The sequence below is a fragment of the Comamonas sp. JNW genome (genome assembly GCF_003105075.1).
Classification (GTDB): Bacteria; Pseudomonadota; Gammaproteobacteria; order Burkholderiales; family Burkholderiaceae_C; genus Comamonas; species Comamonas squillarum.
The window spans coordinates 49481-68042 of the sequence record NZ_QETI01000014.1 but is presented as its reverse complement, the minus strand read 5'-3'; the positions used below and the strand labels follow the sequence as shown (position 1 = coordinate 68042).

Genomic DNA, 18562 nt, shown 5'->3' with positions numbered 1-18562 from the left:
CGCATGCAATACGTCTGTGGGACTGGGAGTGAGCCACATGCGCGCGGCTGGAAACCGAATCAATCCCCCAGGGGCTTGGGATGCTGCATCGCAGCCAGCCGGCGGTACTTCTCGAAAGTCTTGCTGATGTCGGTGGAGACCGAAGGCACATAGCGCTTCGCTTTCTCGCCGCGATGGGCCACCAGCGGACGAGTCGGCATGGTCAGCATCGGAAATGATGGCTGGTTTTGCATACCCAACTCCTTTCACATAAGACTTTTCAATCGATTCAGTCAATGATTTAAGAATGTAAGCCTTGCTTGCGCAAAGTCAAGCCACCGGCCCGGTTCGGCGCCGTCATGGTTGTAATTAATTGCAAACAAAACGCAGAAATTCCACGGACTGGCCACACCGATCTGCAGCGGCCCAGGTTAGAGATTGCTGACAATCCATTTCAATAATTTCATACAGAATCCCTGGTCTCAAGATAGCCACCAGGGTCTGTATTCCCAGGTTGGCCTTCCACGGTGGGAGGTTTTCCATGCCAGCGCTTATCCAGGTTCGATCACCCCAATCTTCATCGCCCAGCCAGCTCAGACTGGGCAAAGGTCAGACCCTGATTGGCCGTGGTCAGGGCTGTGGTTTGCGCCTGAATGACCAGGGTGTCAGCAGGGACCATGGCGCATTCAGCTACTACATCGGGGTATTGGTGGTGGAGGACCACGACAGCACCAATGGCATCTTCGTCAACGGCACCAAGGTCAAGCGCCAGGTGCTCTACACAGGCGACCGGGTGACAGTGGGGCCGATCGAGATCTACATCCAGAAGGGATCGGCGGCTCCGCCCCCTGATGCCGCATGATCGCCGCCAGCGATTGCTGCTACTGGCCAACGGGGCTGGGTCCAGCGCAGGCACAGGCCACCGCCTGGCAGATTCAACGCAGGTGGTCAGCAGCCTTTCTCAACACCATCCACATGTTCTATTTTTCCACGACAGGCTGAGAAATCAACGAGGGTCCCTGCTGCCCCAAGGATCCGACCATGCCATCTCTGTTTGCTCGTGCAAAAAACCAGTCTGTATCGTGCATCGGCGCCTTATGGCTTGCCAGCGCAGCGGGCCCCTGCTTAGCGCAGCAGTATGTGTTTGCCCCCAGTACCGATTCCGGCATCGACAGCTGGGACGCAGGCTGGACGAGCAATCGCCCGCCAGGCACGCTGACCCAGGACTGGTATCCAGGTTCGGCAGAAGGCAGTACGGGCGCCACGCCGGTTTCGGGCCCCACGCATGACAGCACATTCCTGTCGAGCACGGGCCCGCAGCGCTTTGGCGCAGGCTTGAGCGCCAGCCCCGACCCCATCTACCCCGATTTTCAGGTCATCTCCGGCCTTGCGAACAATACGGCCGCTGCGGCAATAGCCGCCCAGCAGTACATCGAGTTCCCGTTCACCACCGGCACGATGCAGTATGCGGATGCGACAGCATCGGCGGCGTTGTTTTATGTCAATACGGTCGTCACGGCCAAGCGCTGGAACCTGAACAACAACGCGCACCCGCGCGCCTTTGGCTATGCCGCTTACGTCGTCGACGCTGGCGGCAGTCCGGTCGGCACGCTGGTGCAGCAGATAGACGATGTCAGCACGGTGTCCGGTGGTGATTTCCAACTGGTCCGCCCCCCGGACGGCCCTGGCTCCGGCATCACGCTGCAACCTGGCACCCCCTACGCCTTGCGCTTTTACCTGTACCGCACGGCAACCAATACCGATGGGCGCGCATCCTGGGACGACACCTTGTTCACGATGAGCCGCCAGACCTTGGCGGAAATCATCGTCAGTGCCAGCGCCGTCGCCGCCGTGCCCGCGGGCGCCCAGAACAACTACAGCTACAGCTTCAACGTCTACAACAACGGCCCCGACGCGACCCGCGCCGTCGTGTCGGACCCCTTGCCAACGACGGCCAATGGCGCAACCGCGAACTGGTCCTGCACATTGCAGCCTTCTGGCGCGCCTTGCACCACCGCTTCGGGCAGTGGTCCCATCAGCGCCGTGGTTCAAGCTTTGAATTCTGGCGAGACTGCCGTCTATACCGTGACCTGGACTGGCCCGGGCATCACGGCAGCCAGCACGCATACCGTGACCGCACAGCCCCAAGCAGGCAGCCCTGCCGATCCGATCAGCACCAACAACACGGCGGATCTCTCGCTGGTCCCCCCTACCATCACAGCGCAGGACGATGGGGTGACCTTGACCAGCAACACCGCCAGCGCTGCAACGCCGGTGGCCACCAACGACAGCAGCACCGGTGGGGTGGTGGACCCGGCCTCCGTCACCCTCGTCACGCCACCCACGACGGGCACCGTCAGCTGCACGGCGGGCGTTTGCACCTATGTGCCGCCTGCGGGTGGGCTGACCAGCCCGGTGAGCTACCAGTACAACATCTGCCTGGCAGCGCCCAACCAGGCGGTCTGCGCGACGGCCACCGTGCGCGTGTCCGCGCCACAGCCCAATGCCGTGGCGGCAACGCCCACACCAGTACCGACGCTGGGCGCATACAGTCTCTCATTGCTGGCAGTACTGCTGGGATGGTTTGGAATACGCCAGCGCCGCCTCCGCTACACGCGTTGATGGCAAGGTCGCGCGCTCAGCGCGTGCCGCGCGACAGCGCCAGCAACACGCCAAAGCCGACCAGCAAACCACCAAACGCGCGGTCGATCCAGTGGCGCGCCGCCAATAGGCGGCTGCGCACAGCGCCCGCCGAGAAGCACAGCGCCACCAGGCTGAACCAGGTCATGTGCGCGACCGAAATAAAGAGGCCATAGCCCAGCTGCAGCGCCAGTGGCGTCCGGGGCTGCACCACCTGCAAAAACAGGCTCACCATGAAAACGGTGGTCTTGGGATTGAGCGCATTGGTCAGAAAGCCGGTGCGCAGCGCCTGCGCATCGGACAGCGGTGCTACAGCCACCTCCGGTGCATCCCCTACGGGCTGGCTGCGCAGCATCTTTAGCCCCAGGTAGACCAGATAGGCCGCGCCAAGCAGCTTGATCGCGTTGAAGAGCCACAGCGACTGCTGGATCAGCAGGCCCAGACCCAGCAAGGTGTAGGCCACATGGACCAGCACGCCCAAGCCAATGCCCACAGCGGTCAGCACGCCGGCGCGGCGCGACAGCAGCAGGCTGTTGCGCGTGATCATCGCAAAATCGGGCCCCGGGCTGATGACAGCGAGCAAGGTGATGGTGATAACAGCTAACAATTCGGTCATCGCGTATCCTGTGCAACAGTAACAACTACACGCATGGTGCCTGCAATACTGCGCCATGAAAAACGATGATTTCTGACAGCCATGGTGAGCCAGACTCACCATTCACTGACAGCCGCCTGCCCTCCTTGCTGGCGCTGCGCTGCTTTGAAGCCGCCGCCCGGCTGGAGAACTTCAGCCGCGCTGCAGACGAGCTGCACCTCACCCATGGCGCCGTCAGCCGCGCCGTGCGGCTGCTCGAAGACGACCTGGGCCTGGCGCTGTTCGAGCGGCGCAGCCGGCGCGTCTTTCTCACGGCGGAGGGCCGGGCACTGGCCCAGGCCGTGAGCCAGGGGCTGGATCTGATGCGCCAGGGCATTGCCGGTCTGCGCGCCCGCGCGCGCCAGCAGCGGCGCTGGGTGCTGTCCTGCGAGCCCACCTTGCTGATGCGCTGGCTGATTCCGCGCTGGCCGGATTTCCAGGCGCGCCATCCCAGGCTGGAGCTGCACCTGGTCGCCGGTGGCGGCCCCTTCTCCTTTGCCAGCGGTATCGACCTCGCTATTCGCCGGGATGACTTTGCCTGGCCCCCAGGCTGCCATGCCGAGCCCCTGTTTGCAGAACGTATCGGCCCGGTTTGCCGCCCGGACAAGCAAGCGGCCTGGTTCCGTACGGGCCCGCGCAGCGCGGCACTCCAGGCCAAGGCCGTGCCCTTGCATACCCGCACACGCCCTGGCGCCTGGCGGGACTGGTGCGCAGCCACGGGCCGGCCGCTGCCCGCAGCCACTGGGCAAAGCTTGGAGCATTTCTACTTCAGCCTGCAAGCGGCCATTGCCGGGGTCGGGGTCGCCATTGGCCCCTGGCATCTGGTGCAGGACGACATTAACCACGGTCTGCTCGTCGCCCCGCTGGGCTTTGTCGAGGACGGCTCGCAGTATTGCCTGCTCTCGCCCCATGCCTTGCTGCCAGGCAGTGTGCAGCACCACCTGCTGGCGTGGCTGCGATCCATGGCCTAGCCCGTTCGGGCCATGGCCATCCAGCGCGCATTGCCGGCAAGCCCCGGATGAACGCCATGGTCCTTGCATACAAAAAATCAATGACCAATCGCTGTTTTAGCAAAAGCTTCATCCGTTTTGCAAATTCAGACGATTGAATAAGGCAATAAAAATCTCCACTGTGATACCCATCGATTCCCATCACTCATTTGGAGATGCAGCATGCGCAAAGCCCACACCGTCAAAGACAAAGTCGTTCTGATTGCAGGGGGAGGCAAAAACCTCGGTGGCCTGATTGCCCGCGATCTGGCCGGCCAAGGCGCCAAAGCTGTAGCCATCCACTACAACAGCGCCGCCAGCCGTGATGAAGCACTGGCCACCGTGGCAGCGGTGGAGAAGCTGGGCGCCAAGGCCATCGCACTGCAAGGCAACCTGAACAGTGCAGCTGCCGTACAAAAGCTGTTTGCAGACACGGTGGCGGCACTGGGCCGCCCCGATATCGCCATCAACACCGTCGGCAAGGTGCTCAAAAAGCCGATGGTCGATATCTCCGAGGCCGAGTTCGACGAGATGTCCAATGCCAACAGCAAGGCGGCGTTTTTCTTTTTGAAGGAAGCGGGCCTGCACCTCAATGACAACGGCAAGATCGTCACGCTGGTGACCTCGCTGCTGGGGGCCTTCACCCCGTTCTACTCGTCCTATGCCGGCACCAAGGCACCTGTCGAGCACTACACCCGTGCAGCGGCCAAGGAGTTTGGCGCACGCGGGATCTCGGTCACTGCCGTCGGCCCCGGCCCCATGGACACCAACTTCTTCTACCCCGCAGAAGGGGCCGATGCGGTGGCCTACCACAAGACAGCCGCTGCGCTGTCGGGCTTCAGCAATACGGGCCTCACCGATATCGAGGATGTCGTGCCCTTTATCCGCCATCTGGTCACCGATGGCTGGTGGATCACCGGCCAGACGATCCTGATCAACGGCGGCTACACCACGAAGTAAAAGATGCTGGCTGGGTGCCTGCCGCGCGCTGCATGGCAGGCGCCCGGGAGCAGCGCTGGCGCCGGCCTGGGTCGCAACGCGGGCTTGGTCTTGCGGGGCTGAGGCTAGGGCTATGGCCCGCCACAAAACGCGGTGTCGCTGATGCCTATCCCTGTACCTCCACGGGCAATGGGTTTGCAGCGCCAGTCTTGCTGTGCACCAGCGCCGCCATGATTCCTAAATCTTTGAGAGCTTCTATATGCATGTACTGATGGTCACGGGCGGGGGCCTGCTGCTGCTCGCCGTGTTTGTGCTGTTTGGCTGGCTGTGGTCGGCCAGCACGGCAGGCATGGTGGTGGCGGCCAAGCTGTTCATGCCGGTGTGGCTGCTCATTGCCTGCACCAATATGTGGGTCGGCGTCACCCAGGCGGGCTACAGCGTACGCGACGAAGCGCTGATCCTGCTCATCGTGCTGATGGTGCCAGTGCTGCTGGCCGCCTTTGTCACCCGCATCCTCTCGCAGGCCTGAGGGCCTGCCAGCCACTGCAGATCTGCCATGCCGATAACTCCCGCCTTTTCCCATCCCTTGCTGCGCCAGCGTGACGGTCACCACGCCCGCGTGACCTATGAAGAGCTCTTCTTTGACCTGGTCTATGTGTTTGCCGTCACCCAGCTGAGCCATGAGCTGCTGCACCATCTGAGCTTCATGGGCGTGGCACAGACCTTGGTGCTCTGGTTTGCCGTCTGGCTGGGCTGGCAGTACACCTGCTGGGTCACCAACTGGTTCGACCCGCAGAAAACCCGCATCCGCGGCATGCTGTTCTCCACCATGCTGCTGGGCTTGCTGATGGCCTCCAGCATTCCCGAAGCCTTTGCCGAGCGCGGGCTGGTCTTTGCGCTGGCCTATGTGGCCATGCAGGTGGGACGCACCGCGTTCATCTGGTCGCAGCTGCCGGCCTGGCACCCGCTGGCACACAACTTCAGCCGCATGCTCGGCTGGGTCTGTATTTCTGCCGTGTTCTGGATTGCGGGAGGGCTGGCGGACCCGCAACTGCGCCTGCTTTTGTGGTTGGTGGCCGTACTGTGCGAGTATGTGTCACCGATGTTCGGCTTTGCGCTGCCGGGCCTGGGCCGCAGCCAGACGCAGGACTGGACCATCGAGGGCGGCCACATGGCCGAGCGCTGCCAGCTGTTCGTGATCGTGGCACTGGGCGAGACGCTGCTGGCCAGCGGCGCCACGCTGGCCGATACCAAGACCTGGCAGTGGGATGTGCTGATGGCGCTGGGCGCCACCTTTATCGGCACCTTGGCGATGTGGTGGCTGTACTTTGGCACCTCCAGCCAGGATGCCACCGAGGCCATCACCCGCGCCGCTGATCCGGGCCGCATTGGCGCCTACTTCCACTATGTGCACGCCATTTTGATCGCCGGGGTGATTGCCTCTGCGGTGGGCAACGACCTGGTGCTGGCACACCCCCATGCGCTCGCTGCGGCGCCGCAGATCGCCATCTTGCTCGCCGGTCCCGCCATCTACTTGCTGGGCAGTGCGATCTACAAGAAGACGGTCTATGGCGCGCTGCCCGCATCGCACTGGCTGGGCGCATTGATGCTGCTGGTGCTGGTGCCTCTGGGCCAGGTCTGCAATCTGTTAGTGCTGGGCTGGTTGACGACCCTGCTCATCCTGGGTGTGGCGCTGTGGGACACCCATGCGGCCAAGCGTCGCCAGCGCCTTGGTACGGTCACCGAGCATGGCCACCACTAGGCAGTGCCATCTATAAGAAGACGGTCTATAGCGCGCCCCCCGCGTCGCACTGGGGGGCGCCTTGATGCTGCTGGTGCTGGTGCTGGTGACTCTAGGCCAGGTCTGCAATCTGTTGGTGCTGGGCTGGCTGACGACACTGCTCATCCTGGGCGTGGCGCTGTGGGACACCCATGCGGCCAAGCGTCGCCAGCGCCTTGGTACGGTCGCCGAGCATGGCCACCACTAGGGGCCCTGTGCAAAAGCCCCCGCATTGACCTGGGCACGGGAGCGGGCGACAGTGGCATGCGCCCGATCGTGCAAGCCCTCGCTGGGCCAAGCACACAGGCTCGCCAGCAAAGGATGCGTTGGGGGTGGGATGCGGCCCCGTGCCCAACTGCTCGTCAGCGGTTTTGCAGCGTCTGCCCCGTTGCAAGCAGCCCACCCGCGCCTCGGCCAGCGCTGAGATCGGCACGGCCCCCTCAGGACTGGAAATAGGTAACATTTTTTGTTATCCAATTGATCTATAAAGCTCAAGAAATTTAAAACATACCAAAGACATTTAAAAAAAACCAGCGAAAAGCGACCAAAACAGCTGTACTCATAGAGCCAAACCCCGTTTTCGCAGGCGTTGTGAAGCTCCTATCATGGATGCTGGAGTTAACATTGATTTAAAACAAACAAGCAAGACACCAGACCCCATGTGTGACAATTGACAACCGTTAAAGGTGTATCAAGGTTCTACAGAAGCTATGAGCAATGCAGATATCCAGTCTCCACATGTGTTGATCGTGGACGATGATCCAGACCAGCTACGTTTGCTGGTCGCCGCATTGCGCAATACCTCCTACCGGGTCAGCGTCGCGCTCAATGGCGACCAAGGCTATGCGCGGGCTGCGGTGCTGCTGCCCGATTTGATCTTGCTCGATGTGCGCATGCCTGGGCGCAACGGCATCACGATCGCGCGCCTGCTCAAGACCAACCCGGCGACCCAGCACATTCCGATCATTTTTCTGTCGGCCCTCATCGAGCAGGACGACCGGCTCTCGGGCCTGCGCGCCGGTGGCGTGGACTACATCACCAAGCCCTTTTTCGTCGAAGAGATCCAGGAGCGCGTGCGCATCCACCTGATGCTGGCCCGGCACAACCTGCCGCCAGGCCAGGATGGGCCGGACGGGCAGGCAGACGGAGCCGCCGCGCCGCCAAGCCAGTCTCCGGCCAACCTCACGCTCAAGCAGGTGGCGACCGAATACATTTTGGGCAATATCCAGAACCCCGAGTTGAAAAGCTCGGACGTCGCCGCCAGCCTGGGCCTGTCCATGCGGCGCCTGAACATGGTGTTCGAGTCCAGCGACGGCCTGTCGGCCTTTGAATTCATCCGCCAGGAGCGCATGCGCCGAGCTGCGCTGATGCTGGCCCAAAGCACCTTGAGCATTGCCGATGTGGCGCTGGAAGTGGGCTATCTGAACTCGGCCAACTTCTCCACCGAGTTCAAGAAGTTCTGGCAAAAATCGCCCACCCAATTGCGCAGCGAATGCCAGGCCGATCCCCAGGTGCTGCAAAACCTGGTCGCTTCCAAGTTCCGTTGAGGCCTGCGCCCTACCCACCTCGGCATCGGTGACCTGCACCCGTGGCCTGTGCTACCTGACTCTGCGCATCATCAAAACCATGGACATACCTGCCCCGCCTTCGCCATTCGCTGACCCAAGCAGCGCTGCTGCCAGCAATCCACCCGCTGCGATGAAACGCGGCCGGGAGATGCTGCCCCTGGTGCGCCGCGCCACCGTTGCGCTCGTGCTTTTCTGGCTCTGCCTGGTGGCAGGTCTGGGCTGGTGGCTATCGCAGCGCGTGGCCACGCAGTGGACCCAGAGCCAGGCCTCCAGCGCCGCCTACGAAGCCGAGACCACGGCGCGCGTGGTCGACCGGCTTTTTACCCAGATGGTGAGCGTGGCCAATATGGTGGCCAGCCAAAGCCAGGTGATTGAGCTGGCCACGCGCTACCGCGAGGACCCGCCAGGCCTCGAAGCGCTGACCCGCCAGCAGCGCGCGGCCCAGTTCACCACCGACCCGCTGGTGCGCAAGGTAGGCGACTTCATGGACGCGCTGGGGGCCGACCTGCGCTATGCCCGCATCTACCAGAACAACCTGTCCGACGACACGATCACGGCCAGCAACTGGGCTGCACCCGACAGCATCGTCGGCATGATCTACTCGGGCCGCATCTACCTGAACAATGCCTTGCGCGATGGCAGCGGCCATTCCTTTGGTATTGCGCGCATCAACAAGACCCCATCCTACTTTGTCGCCAGCCGCATCGACGATGCCCAGGATGTCGTGCAGGGCTCCGTCACCGTCAAGTTCGATGCGCCCGATATGGCGCACTACCTGACCGGCCGGCATATTGCGCTGATCGTCAACCGCCAGGGGCGCGTGACCACCAGCTCGTCCGAGCCCTTCATGCTGCGCAATGTGGCGGCCATGCTGCCCGCCGGCGTGCTGCACCCCTCGGACGATGAGGACGGCGAAGAACTCGGTGATGCCATGGACATCCAGCCCATCGCGGCCAAAGGCATGGAGGGTCAATGGCTGATCGACGGCACGCCTTATGTGATGAAGCGCCAGCCGCTGAACAACCGGCAATACCAGCTGCTGACCCTGGCGTCGCTGGAGCCCCTGGCGGCCATCCGCGAGCAGCACCTGTGGACCGCCATTTTGGTCGCCGCTGTCGGTACGGTATTGATCCTGCTGTCCTGCCATATCCTGGGCCAGATGGTGGTGCGCCGCCAGGATGAGAAGTACGCGGCCATGGTCACGTCGGCCCTGAATGCCGACCTGAGCACGGCGCTGAGCGATGCCCAAACCAAGGAGCGCCAGAAGGTGGAAGTGCTGGGCTATATCGGCCATGACCTGCGCGCGCCGCTCGCAACGATCAAGGGCTATTCGGATCTGCTACTGACAGAGGCCCCGGACAAGCAGCAGGGCCTGGTCAAGACCATCCAGCGCAGTGTCAAGTACCAGTTGGACCTGATCGACGAGCTGCTGGAATATGCCAAGTCCGAGCTGCAACCGCTGGCCGTGCGCCCCGCGCCCCTCGATTTGCAGGCGCTGTTGGACGACATCTCCGACTACGCCGTCTCACTGTGCTCGCAGCAGAACAACCACTTCCACAGCCATGTCAGCGGCGCCCTGCCCCGGCGCATGGCGATGGACGGCAAGCGCCTGCAGCAGGTGCTGCTGAACCTGGTGTCCAACGCCGCCAAGTTCACCCGCGATGGCGTCGTGACCTTGTCGGTCAACGCCCGCCAGGAGGGCGAGTTCTGCGTGCTCCATGTGGCCGTGGCCGACACCGGCATCGGCATCGATCTGGCCCAAAAGCCCGATATCTTTGACGCCTTCCAGCAAATCCAGGCCGAGGGCGGCAGCACGGGCCTGGGCCTGTTCATCTCGCAGCGCATTCTGATGGCGATGGGCGGCAGCCTGGAGGTGAGCAGCGCCGCCGGCCAGGGCACCACTTTTTCCTTTGAGCTGTCCGTGCCGATCATCGACGGCGGCGGCGCAGCGGCCACGGCGCAGCCGGGGCAGCCGGCCCGCGCAGCGCTGGCGCCCGTCGCTGCGATAGCCACCCCTGGCGATGCAGCGCTCGATGAGCTCGCCGAGCTGGCCCTGCATGGGCGCCTCACCGATATCGAAGGCTGGATCAACCGCCACACCGACCACACAGCCCATGCGCTGTTCACCGCCCAGCTGCTGGACCGGCTCGAGCAATTTGACTTTGCCGGCATCCACCAACTGGCGCTGCGCAGCAAGCGCGGCGCCAGCAGCGCGCCGCACTGATTAGGAGCAGCGAGGCTGGCAGCGGCGGGGCAGGCGCTCAGCCCTGCTGGCCGCGCTGCGTCCAGCGGCTGCTGAGGGCCCGGGCCAGCCAGTCGAGCACAAAGCCCAGGCAGCCGATGACGACAATGCCGGCCATCAGCTCGTCGTAGGCCAGGCGATCGCGCGTGTCCAGCACAAAATAGCCCATGCCGCTGGAGACGCCCAGCATTTCAGCGGGCACCAGCACAATCCAGCCAATGCCCACCGCCAGCCGAAAACCGGTGAGGATATGGCTGATGCAGCCGGGCAGCACCACGCGGGCAATGGTCTCCCAGCGCGTGGCCGACAGGCTGTGCGCCAGCCGCATCCACGCCGGGTCCAGCGCAGCCACACCAGCGGCGGTGTTGAGCATGATGGGCCAGACGGTGGCAAAGCTGAGCAAGAAAATCACCGGTGCCTCGCCCACGCCCAGCGCCATCACCGCCAGCGGCATCCACGACAGCGGTGAGACCATGCGCAAGAACTGAAAAGTGGGCCCGCTGATGCGCGCAAAGAGCGGCGACAGCCCCAGACACAGCCCCAGCGGCACACCGATGGCCAGCGCCAGGGCCAGCGCAATGGCAATGCGCTCCAGGCTCATGCGGATATGCGGCCACAGCTCGCCACTGCCCAGCAGATGCACCAGCGCCTGGAGCCCTGCCTGCGGCGCAAAGGCGGCGCGGATGGCCTCCACATCGGACAGATGCCGGGCCGCCACCGCCCACAGCGCCAGCGTGATGGCCATGCCCAGCAGCGGCCAGGCCAGGCGCGCCGCCCAGCGTTTGCCAGCCTGCATCATGCGGCGATCACTTCCTTGCGGCTGAAGTCATCGGCATGGCCAAAGGCCTTCAGCCCACCCACCTGGCTGAGCGCCTGCTTCACAAAGCGGTCATCGACCAGGTCCTTGGCAGCAAAGGCCGGATCCAGCTCGCGGATAAAGTCCACATTGCCTTCCATCAAGGTGCCCTGCATGGCCTTGACCAGCTCCTGCGTGTAGCTGGGGAAGGGATAGGGCTGGAAATCGATGCGGCGCTGGTTCCACTCGGGGTGCTGCAGCACGCCCTTGGCGCGGTACTGCTCGAAGTCCTTCAGGTCAAACACCTTTTGCAGCACCGGCAGCGGGTGCGGCGTGTACTTGTTGGCACCGTCCTTGGACATCAGCTCGGCCGTCTCGCCCATGTGGTCGCGCGTCCACAGCTGCGCCTTGACGATGGCCGTGGTCACGCGCTGGGCCCATTCGGGGCGCTCGGCAATGTCGCGCTCGGACAAGGTCACCAGGCAGCAGGCATGGTCCTTCCAGATATCGCCCAAAAAGCGCGCCACCTTGCCCACGCCCATGGTCTCGGCCACCGCGTTGAACGGGTCGGCCACGATAAAGCCGGACACCGATTTGGAGGCCAGCGCGGCCACCATCTCGGCGGGCGGCACGATCACCAGGTTCACCTCCTTGGCGCCCAGCGCCGTGCCCTTGGGCTTGCTGACCGGCGTGAGCCCGTTCTTGCGCAGCACCTGCTGGATGAGGATGTTGTGGATCGAGTACCAGAACGGAATCGCAAACGTGGTGCCCGCCAGATCGGCCACATTGTTGATGTGGGGGGCCACCGTGATGGCCGAGCCGCTCATATGGTTCCAGGCCACCACCTTGGCACCAAACTTGGAGCCGTAGCGCACGGACAAGGTGGTGGGCGACAGCAAGTGCACCACGTTCACCTGGCCGGCAATAAAGGCCTCGATCAGCTGCGCCCAGCTGCGAAACAGGCGCGGCTTTTCCGTCTGCAGGCCCTCGGCCTCAAACAGCTTGCGGCTGTGCGCCACAAAGAACGGGGTGGCATCGGTAATGGCCAGGTAGCCGATGCGCACGGGCACATCGTCGCCCTTGAACTTTTGTGCGAAGGCATCGCCCGCGCGCAGCCAAGGCGTGGCCGCTGCGCCGCTGATGGCGGCAATGCGCAGCCAGTCGCGCCGGCTGATGCCGCAGTCGCAGTGGCTGGAGGCGCAAATGTGTTGGTAAGTCATGGTTCTCTCTCCTCGTCGTTGGGGGGTGTCTCAGGTCTGTCAGACGGCCGTGGCCTGCCCGCGCAGGCTTTGCAATGCATGCAAGATCTCCAGCCGCATCGCAGCGACGCGCTCGTCGTCCATGCGCCGTGGGTGCGGAATGTCGATGCGCCAGCTCTGCACAATGCGGCCAGCGCCGGCTTGCACATCGGGTGTGCTGCCCATCAGCAGCACCCGGTCTGCCACCAGCAGGGCCTCGTCGATATCGTGGGTGACCAGGAGCGCGGCGGTATGCCAGCGGTGCACGACCTCCACCAAGAGCGCCTGCATGTCGCTGCGGGTGAGCACATCGAGCGCCGAGAAAGGCTCATCGGCCAGCAGCAGGCGCGGCTCGCGCGCCAGCGCCCGGGCCAGCGCCGCCCGCTGGGCCATGCCGCCCGAGAGCTGGGCCGGAAAAAGCTTTTCCTTGCCGCGCAGGCCCACGGCCTCGATGCTGGCCTGCACGCGCTGCGCAATCACCGGTTGCGTGGCCTGGGGCTGGTGCTTGAAGTCCAGGCCAAAGGCCACGTTGTCCTGCACATTCAGCCAGGGCAGCAGGCTGGCCTGCTGGAACACCACGGCCGCGCGCGGGTGCGGCGCCCGCAAAGGCGCATCGAGAAACTGCAGGGTTCCCGCATCGGGCGGCTGCAGCCCCGCCAGCGTGCGCAGCAAGGTCGATTTGCCGCAGCCACTGCCGCCCAGCAGCGCCACAATCTCCTGGCTGTCGATATCGATATCGATACCGGCAAACACCGGCTGACCGGCCCGGTAGCCATAGGCCAGGCCCCGGCCCTGCAAGGCCTGGCGGGGTGCAAGGGCTGCCGTCATGCCGACACCTGCGCGGCATGCTGGGCCAGCTCGCCCTCCAGCTGCGTCAGGCTGGGCGTGACGATCGGGATAAAGGCCGACTCGCGCCAGCGGCGGCCAAAATCGGGCTGCTGGTCCTGCAGATAGGCGCGGCCGCCGGTGGCTTGCAGCTCCAGCTGCAGCGCTTGTTGCACCAGGCCCGCCAGGCGCATGCGCAATGCAAACAAGGGACTGACATCAGCAACCCAGCGGTCACCCAGCACACCGTCCAGCAGCTCGGCCTCGATCTGGCCCAGCAGCTTCTGCGCCTCCACCACCCGTCCGTGCAAGGGGCCACGCGCGCCACCCCCCTGGGCAGCGGCCTGCAGCGCGGCCCGCGCCAGGCCGATCGACAGCGCGCATTGCATGCCCAAGAAACCTGGGCGCGCGGCCTTCAGGTAGGGCGGCCCGGCCTGGGCCAGCAGCGCATGCGCTGGCACCGTCACCTGGTTCAGCTGCAGCGCTGCGGTATTGCTGGCGCGCATGCCCAGCAGGTCCAGATCGGGCGAGCGCACCAGGCCAGGCAGCCCGCTCTCCAGCGCCATCACCATCGGCAGGCCGCCACCTTCGGGCTGCACGGCGACAGCCACGACAAAACCCTGGCTGCGCACGTTGGAGACCCAAGGCAGCACGCCATCGAGGCTCCAGCCTTGCGCCTGTGGCTTGGCCTGCACCTGCAAGGCCTCGATGCGCGAGAGGAACTTGATCACATTGGAGAGGCCCACTGCGCCCGCGATCTCACCGCGCAGCAAGGCATCCCAACAGCGCTCGCGCGCGGCCTCATTGCCGCTGGCTTGCAGGTAGTGGATAAAGGCGCGCTGGCTCCAGAACACAAAGGCCGTCGTCAGCGACAGGCTGGCGACCTCCGCGATTGCTGCAATCGCATCGCGCACATCACCGCCATGGCCGCCTTGCGCGACCGGCAGGCCAGTGCGCAGCAGGTCATGGTGGGCCAGCATCGGCAGCACGGTGCTGGCCAGCTCGGCCTGGGTATCGAGCACATAGGCGCGCTGTGCGATATCGGTTCTTGCGCTGTCGGTCAGCAAGGGAGAGGAAGTGCTCATCGTGTTGGGAGGCCCGCACGGTCGTCTCAGACACACCGGCTGCCGCAGCCCGCCCAGGAGAGCGGTTGGAGAGCACGCGTCGCATGGTCAGTCGCCGGACCGGCAAAAAGTCATGGTGGGAGCGCGGGCAGGCCCCGCGCAAGGATGCTGCAGTCTAACGCAACTGCCTTATAGGCTTATTTGACCAATCGCAGCTGCATCACACTCACGGCGCCGTCAAGGCCTGGGCGCGCAGCCATTGCTCGCGCATCTGCGCCTCCAGCGCCAGCAGGCTCTCGGGCGAGCCGCCGCCGCCCACGGCCTGGATCTCTTGCAGCTGCTGCTGAACCTCGGGCTTGGCCAGCAGCTGGGCGATGGCCTGCTGCAGTTCGCGGTTGGCGGCGGGATCAGAGTTGGCAGCGGCCCAAAGGGCGAATTGGTCGTAGACCGCCAAACCGGCCAGCAAGGCATGGGCGCCCAGCGTGGGCCAGGTGATGCCATCGAGGCTTTGCGGATGGGCCGGGTCGGCCGTGGTGCCCAGCACCCGCAGCTGGCCGCGCCGCACCGCGGTGGCTACGCCATTGACAGGCGCCAGCACCAGCTCTACCGCATGCGCCTTCGTCACCACATCGGAGTCGGGGTAGCGGCCGGGAAACACCACGCGCTGCAGGTCCACGCCGCTGCGCGCCAGCAGCTGGGCCAACGCCAGCTGCCCGATCCAGCCATCCTCACCCGTACCCACCCGCAACCGGCCCGGGTGGGCACGGGCATAGGCCAGCAGATCATCGGTGCTATGGATGCCCAGCGCATCGGCTTGGGTGCTGTCGATGGCCAGCACCAAGGGCTGCGACGCGACCAGGGTCACCGGCTTTAGCGATCGCAGCGCCGTATCGATGGGGGGTCCTTGGTGCAGGCCCGGGAGTCCGCCGCGCGGAAGGGTCATGGCGGTGAACAGAACCTGGCGCTCGCCGCCTTGGGCGGCCAGCCGCTCGTAGTCGGCCACGCTGGCATCGGGCAGATGTGTCACCTCGACCTGGCGGCCCAGCAGCGCCGGCAAATGGGTGGCCAGCATCTGGGCATAGTGGTCATTGCGGCCACCGGCGGGCGATGGCACGGTGATCTGCAGCGGCAGCTGCGCCTGCGGCGCCAGCCACTGGCCGGCATCGTTCATCAGGCCATAGCGGATGGCCCACTGCCCGGCGGTCGATGGATTGCGCACCAGCGCCTCGGCCACCCAATAGCGGCCCATGCGCCAGTACTGCCGGACCATCGGCCACGCGTCTTGCCAGCCGGGCGGGCGCCAGTCCTCGGCAAACGGCGCCGCCACCACCGCGTAGCCATGGCGAAAGCGGCGCGCCTCGTGGAACTGCGGCGCAATCACCCAGTGGCCGCGCGCATTCTGGTAGCCCCAGCGCCCGGTCGCCGCATCCTTGGCGGGGCGCAGCGCCTCGCCGCCCTGGCTGCGCTGCAGGCGCTGCCAGCGGCACACCCGGGGCGTTTGGGCATCGCGCAGCAGGCGCAGCCCGGCGTTGCTGCACAGCTGGATGCGGCGCTGCGCCGTCGCATCGGGCAGCTTGCCAAAGATGAACGGAATCACCATGCGCCCTTGCGGATCGATCAGGCCCGAGCCGGTCGAGCCCGGTGTGACGATCTGCTTTTTGTAGTCCATCCACTGCGCCGTGGTGATATCGCTGGGCGGCACTGGCGCCAGCCAGCGGCCCCGGGCATCGCGCAGGCCCGGCTGTGCATACACCAGGTCCAGTTGGAGGTCCGAGGGCAGGGACTGGGCATCGTCCGGCATCAGATAGGCGAGCGCATCGGCAGAGAACACCGCGTTGGTGGTGCTGCCGTCGCAGGTGAGCGGCGGCACGGCCCAATGGCCTTGCGCATCCAGGCGCCCGTAGGCGGTGGTGGCCTCCAGTGTGCCGCCTGGCTTGTGCTGCACCAGCCAGACCTTGGTAGCGGGCTGCAGCACCTTGTTGACGCTGGAGTTGCTGATGGATTCCACCCGCAGCACCTGCCAGCGTCCATTGCAGAGGCTGCGCGCGGACGGCGCCAGAAACAGCGTGCGGCCGTCCAGGGCATCGAACAAGGCGGGGGACAGTGCCGTGTGCGGGTCGGGGTTCAGGCTGAGCCAGCGCAGGCGATCGACCAGGCGGGGATCAAAGCGGGTCTGGAACATGAAGATCTCTGCCCAGGGTGGCGCAGACGACGACACCGGCTGCATCTGCCAGTGCTGCTGCATCGGCAAGGCGCGCTCGGGGTGGGCATACAGATCCTGGGTGTCAGGCGGTGCAGCCTGGGCACCGGCGAGGCCCAGGCTGAGCGCGAGCAACCCCAGCCAGGCGCGCAAGACTTGCAAGGCGCTCATACCGAGCCCCTGGCCCGCCGCCCGGGCACGGACAGCTGCTGCGGCATATCGCAACTAGAAGGATGCAGAGGAAAGAGCATGGAGGCCATGGACCAAAAGGGATACAGCGCCAAAGTATCCGCTTTTTCTTCTGCCGCCCGGCAGCGGCCTCGTCAAGAAGCAGCCCTGGGTGTCTGCGCCCTGTTGCGCAGTGGCCCTGTTCGCAGCGCTCAGCCAGCCTAGGCCGGCGCCGTCTCCAGCGCAGGCTCGCCCAGGCTCAGCATCAGCCGGTTGGCCCAGTTAAAGAAGGCCGCGCCTTGCAGCGCATCGGCAATCGCATAGTCATCCAGCCCGGCCTGGCGCAGGCCATCGATATGCGAAGCATCCAGCGCCAGGGGGGTCTCGGTCAAGGCGACCGAGGCGGCAACAATCGCATTCCAGCGTGGGCCCAGATCGGCCTGCACGCCATCATCCAGCAGCTTTTGCACAACTTCCTCGCGGCGCGAGAAATGCGAGGCAAAGCGCGCGTGCACCGAGGCGCAGTAAATACAGCCGTTGAGGCGGGATGTGGCTGCAGCGGCCAGCTCACGCTCGGCGCGGGGCAGGCCACCCTCGGGGTTGTAGAAGATATCCTTGTCGGTGCGGGTGCGCGCGCCCAGGGTGTCAGGATCGCGCGCCAGCAACCGAAAGTACGGCGATTTGGCGCGCGATGCATCGACCAGGCCGTCAAAATGCCTGGGGGTCAGCTCGGCCTCGGGCAGCGGTTCAATCCAGGGCAGCCAGTCCAGCTGGGCCTGGGTGAAGACCTGGGGCGCGGTACTGTTCGGGTAGTGCAGGGTGTGCTTGCTCATGCTGCGCTTTCCTCGGCGGTGGGTTGTTGGGCGGATGTGGCTGGATCCGGATGGGCCTGCAACAGGCGCAGGCCCGCCACCACGCGGATCTGAAAGGCCAGGAAGGACACCAGCTGCGACAGCACCACGATGTCGGTCTCGCTCCAGCCGGCATCGAGCAAGGCCTGCAGATGCGCGGGCTGGGCATCGCGGGGATGGAAGGCGAGCAAATGCGCATGCGCCAGGCCGGCGGACAGGCGCTCGCCCAGCACGGCACGGCTCTGCGCGCCCACCGCATAGACCGGGCCTGCCTGGTCTTCGGCGCTCAAGGGGCCTTGCGGGTACTGGCCGTAAGGCCCCCGGGCCAGGCCTTGTGCCACTTCGGCATCCACGGCTTTGCCCAGCGCCAGGCTGGCCTGGGCCGCCAGCGCATCGCGGTAAAAGCGCTGCACCTGCGGCTGCTGGTGCAGGCCGGCCACAAAGGCGGCGACGGCCAGGCGCTCTGCCAGCGGCCAATCGCTGCTGAGCGGCGCGCGCGGCGCCAACAGCGCCAGAAAGCTTTGCTGGGCCTGCTCGCGCGCCTGCAGGCGGTGGCGGCGCACGGCATCCAGATGGCTGCCCGGCGCTATGCCGGCGAGCTGGTCAATCACATCATCGCCAGGCGATGGGTTCCATGCAGAAGTCATAA

18 protein-coding genes and 1 pseudogene are annotated in these 18562 nt (G+C 65.0%); 10 read left to right on the top strand and 9 right to left on the bottom strand.

The window, feature by feature from the left end:
* Nucleotides 1-59: 59 nt before the first annotated feature.
* Nucleotides 60-200 (bottom strand): hypothetical protein, encoded by a 141-nt coding sequence (locus tag DCO45_RS23040; RefSeq protein WP_165841230.1) that lies wholly within the window; start codon nucleotides 198-200, stop codon nucleotides 60-62.
* Between the two features lie 320 nt (nucleotides 201-520).
* Here DCO45_RS23040 and DCO45_RS18295 point away from each other — a divergent pair, with 320 nt between their 5' ends.
* Complete coding sequence (locus DCO45_RS18295; RefSeq protein ID WP_116927164.1) at nucleotides 521-841, top strand: FHA domain-containing protein; 321 nt, start codon at nucleotides 521-523, stop codon at nucleotides 839-841.
* 278 nt (nucleotides 842-1119) lie between these two features.
* Nucleotides 1120-2601, top strand: a complete 1482-nt coding sequence (locus tag DCO45_RS18290; protein WP_165841229.1) for an IPTL-CTERM sorting domain-containing protein — start codon at nucleotides 1120-1122, stop codon at nucleotides 2599-2601.
* Between the two features lie 16 nt (nucleotides 2602-2617).
* Here the strand turns inward: DCO45_RS18290 and DCO45_RS18285 are convergent, their stop codons facing one another.
* Entirely contained in the window at nucleotides 2618-3235 is a 618-nt protein-coding gene (locus tag DCO45_RS18285; RefSeq protein WP_116927162.1) for a LysE family translocator, read from the bottom strand.
* Nucleotides 3236-3300: 65 nt separating this feature from the next.
* On the opposite strand from DCO45_RS18285, the gene DCO45_RS18280 reads away from it, so the two are divergent.
* The 8 genes and pseudogenes from DCO45_RS18280 (at nucleotide 3301) to DCO45_RS23380 (ending at nucleotide 10753) form a co-directional block, all read left to right on the top strand.
* Nucleotides 3301-4224 carry a LysR family transcriptional regulator gene (locus tag DCO45_RS18280; protein ID WP_116927161.1) on the top strand — a complete coding sequence of 308 codons (924 nt, stop codon included), beginning with the start codon at nucleotides 3301-3303 and terminating at the stop codon, nucleotides 4222-4224.
* A 201-nt stretch (nucleotides 4225-4425) separates the two neighbouring features.
* On the top strand, nucleotides 4426-5202 hold the full coding sequence (locus DCO45_RS18275; RefSeq protein ID WP_116927160.1) for an SDR family oxidoreductase: 777 nt from the start codon (nucleotides 4426-4428) through the stop codon (nucleotides 5200-5202).
* 238 nt (nucleotides 5203-5440) lie between these two features.
* Entirely contained in the window at nucleotides 5441-5710 is a 270-nt protein-coding gene (locus tag DCO45_RS18270) for a hypothetical protein (protein WP_116927159.1), read from the top strand.
* A 27-nt stretch (nucleotides 5711-5737) separates the two neighbouring features.
* A complete protein-coding gene (locus DCO45_RS18265) occupies nucleotides 5738-6943 on the top strand; it encodes a low temperature requirement protein A (RefSeq protein WP_116927158.1) in 1206 nt (401 codons plus the stop codon).
* A gap of 61 nt (nucleotides 6944-7004) precedes the next feature.
* On the top strand, nucleotides 7005-7169 hold the full coding sequence (locus tag DCO45_RS23035) for a hypothetical protein (protein ID WP_165841228.1): 165 nt from the start codon (nucleotides 7005-7007) through the stop codon (nucleotides 7167-7169).
* Between the two features lie 502 nt (nucleotides 7170-7671).
* The gene (locus tag DCO45_RS18260) at nucleotides 7672-8508 is read left to right on the top strand and encodes a response regulator (RefSeq protein WP_116927157.1); all 837 of its coding nucleotides are present in this window, start codon (nucleotides 7672-7674) and stop codon (nucleotides 8506-8508) included.
* Between the two features lie 151 nt (nucleotides 8509-8659).
* Nucleotides 8660-9967 (top strand): annotated as a pseudogene (locus DCO45_RS23270) (histidine kinase dimerization/phospho-acceptor domain-containing protein); the annotation flags it as partial.
* 150 nt (nucleotides 9968-10117) lie between these two features.
* A complete protein-coding gene (locus DCO45_RS23380; protein WP_347707650.1) occupies nucleotides 10118-10753 on the top strand; it encodes an ATP-binding protein in 636 nt (211 codons plus the stop codon).
* Nucleotides 10754-10790: 37 nt separating this feature from the next.
* On the opposite strand, the gene DCO45_RS18250 is transcribed toward DCO45_RS23380, so the two are convergent.
* The 7 genes from DCO45_RS18250 to DCO45_RS18220 form a co-directional block, all read right to left on the bottom strand.
* On the bottom strand, nucleotides 10791-11570 hold the full coding sequence (locus DCO45_RS18250; RefSeq protein WP_232539415.1) for an ABC transporter permease: 780 nt from the start codon (nucleotides 11568-11570) through the stop codon (nucleotides 10791-10793).
* Nucleotides 11567-12787 carry an ABC transporter substrate-binding protein gene (locus DCO45_RS18245; RefSeq protein WP_116927155.1) on the bottom strand — a complete coding sequence of 407 codons (1221 nt, stop codon included), beginning with the start codon at nucleotides 12785-12787 and terminating at the stop codon, nucleotides 11567-11569. The genes DCO45_RS18250 and DCO45_RS18245 overlap by 4 nt, the downstream gene beginning before the upstream one ends.
* A 39-nt stretch (nucleotides 12788-12826) precedes the next feature.
* Nucleotides 12827-13633 (bottom strand): ABC transporter ATP-binding protein, encoded by an 807-nt coding sequence (locus DCO45_RS18240; protein WP_116927154.1) that lies wholly within the window; start codon nucleotides 13631-13633, stop codon nucleotides 12827-12829.
* Complete coding sequence (locus DCO45_RS18235; protein WP_116927153.1) at nucleotides 13630-14715, bottom strand: acyl-CoA dehydrogenase family protein; 1086 nt, start codon at nucleotides 14713-14715, stop codon at nucleotides 13630-13632. The genes DCO45_RS18240 and DCO45_RS18235 overlap by 4 nt, the downstream gene beginning before the upstream one ends.
* A 205-nt stretch (nucleotides 14716-14920) precedes the next feature.
* Nucleotides 14921-17065, bottom strand: a complete 2145-nt coding sequence (locus DCO45_RS18230) for a tripartite tricarboxylate transporter substrate-binding protein (protein WP_116927152.1) — start codon at nucleotides 17063-17065, stop codon at nucleotides 14921-14923.
* A 218-nt stretch (nucleotides 17066-17283) separates the two neighbouring features.
* Nucleotides 17284-17880 carry an alkylhydroperoxidase domain protein gene (locus DCO45_RS18225; RefSeq protein ID WP_116927221.1) on the bottom strand — a complete coding sequence of 199 codons (597 nt, stop codon included), beginning with the start codon at nucleotides 17878-17880 and terminating at the stop codon, nucleotides 17284-17286.
* Between the two features lie 11 nt (nucleotides 17881-17891).
* A complete protein-coding gene (locus DCO45_RS18220) occupies nucleotides 17892-18560 on the bottom strand; it encodes a CMD domain protein (RefSeq protein ID WP_116927151.1) in 669 nt (222 codons plus the stop codon).
* Nucleotides 18561-18562 lie beyond the last annotated feature (2 nt).

Bases quoted from the DNA above. Each gene is read 5' to 3' on its own strand.
- DCO45_RS18220 (WP_116927151.1), bottom strand. From the start codon at position 18,560: ATGACTTCTGCATGGAACCCATCGCCTGGCGATGATGTGATTGACCAG.
- DCO45_RS18295 (WP_116927164.1), top strand. From the start codon at position 521: ATGCCAGCGCTTATCCAGGTTCGATCACCCCAATCTTCATCGCCCAGC.
- DCO45_RS18265 (WP_116927158.1), top strand. From the start codon at position 5,738: ATGCCGATAACTCCCGCCTTTTCCCATCCCTTGCTGCGCCAGCGTGAC.
- DCO45_RS18235 (WP_116927153.1), bottom strand. From the start codon at position 14,715: ATGAGCACTTCCTCTCCCTTGCTGACCGACAGCGCAAGAACCGATATC.
- DCO45_RS18280 (WP_116927161.1), top strand. From the start codon at position 3,301: ATGATTTCTGACAGCCATGGTGAGCCAGACTCACCATTCACTGACAGC.
- DCO45_RS23380 (WP_347707650.1), top strand. From the start codon at position 10,118: ATGGCGATGGACGGCAAGCGCCTGCAGCAGGTGCTGCTGAACCTGGTG.
- DCO45_RS23040 (WP_165841230.1), bottom strand. From the start codon at position 200: ATGCCGACTCGTCCGCTGGTGGCCCATCGCGGCGAGAAAGCGAAGCGC.
- DCO45_RS18275 (WP_116927160.1), top strand. From the start codon at position 4,426: ATGCGCAAAGCCCACACCGTCAAAGACAAAGTCGTTCTGATTGCAGGG.
- DCO45_RS18245 (WP_116927155.1), bottom strand. From the start codon at position 12,787: ATGACTTACCAACACATTTGCGCCTCCAGCCACTGCGACTGCGGCATC.
- DCO45_RS18230 (WP_116927152.1), bottom strand. From the start codon at position 17,065: ATGAGCGCCTTGCAAGTCTTGCGCGCCTGGCTGGGGTTGCTCGCGCTC.
- DCO45_RS18240 (WP_116927154.1), bottom strand. From the start codon at position 13,633: ATGACGGCAGCCCTTGCACCCCGCCAGGCCTTGCAGGGCCGGGGCCTG.
- DCO45_RS18260 (WP_116927157.1), top strand. From the start codon at position 7,672: ATGAGCAATGCAGATATCCAGTCTCCACATGTGTTGATCGTGGACGAT.
- DCO45_RS18250 (WP_232539415.1), bottom strand. From the start codon at position 11,570: ATGATGCAGGCTGGCAAACGCTGGGCGGCGCGCCTGGCCTGGCCGCTG.
- DCO45_RS18270 (WP_116927159.1), top strand. From the start codon at position 5,441: ATGCATGTACTGATGGTCACGGGCGGGGGCCTGCTGCTGCTCGCCGTG.
- DCO45_RS18285 (WP_116927162.1), bottom strand. From the start codon at position 3,235: ATGACCGAATTGTTAGCTGTTATCACCATCACCTTGCTCGCTGTCATC.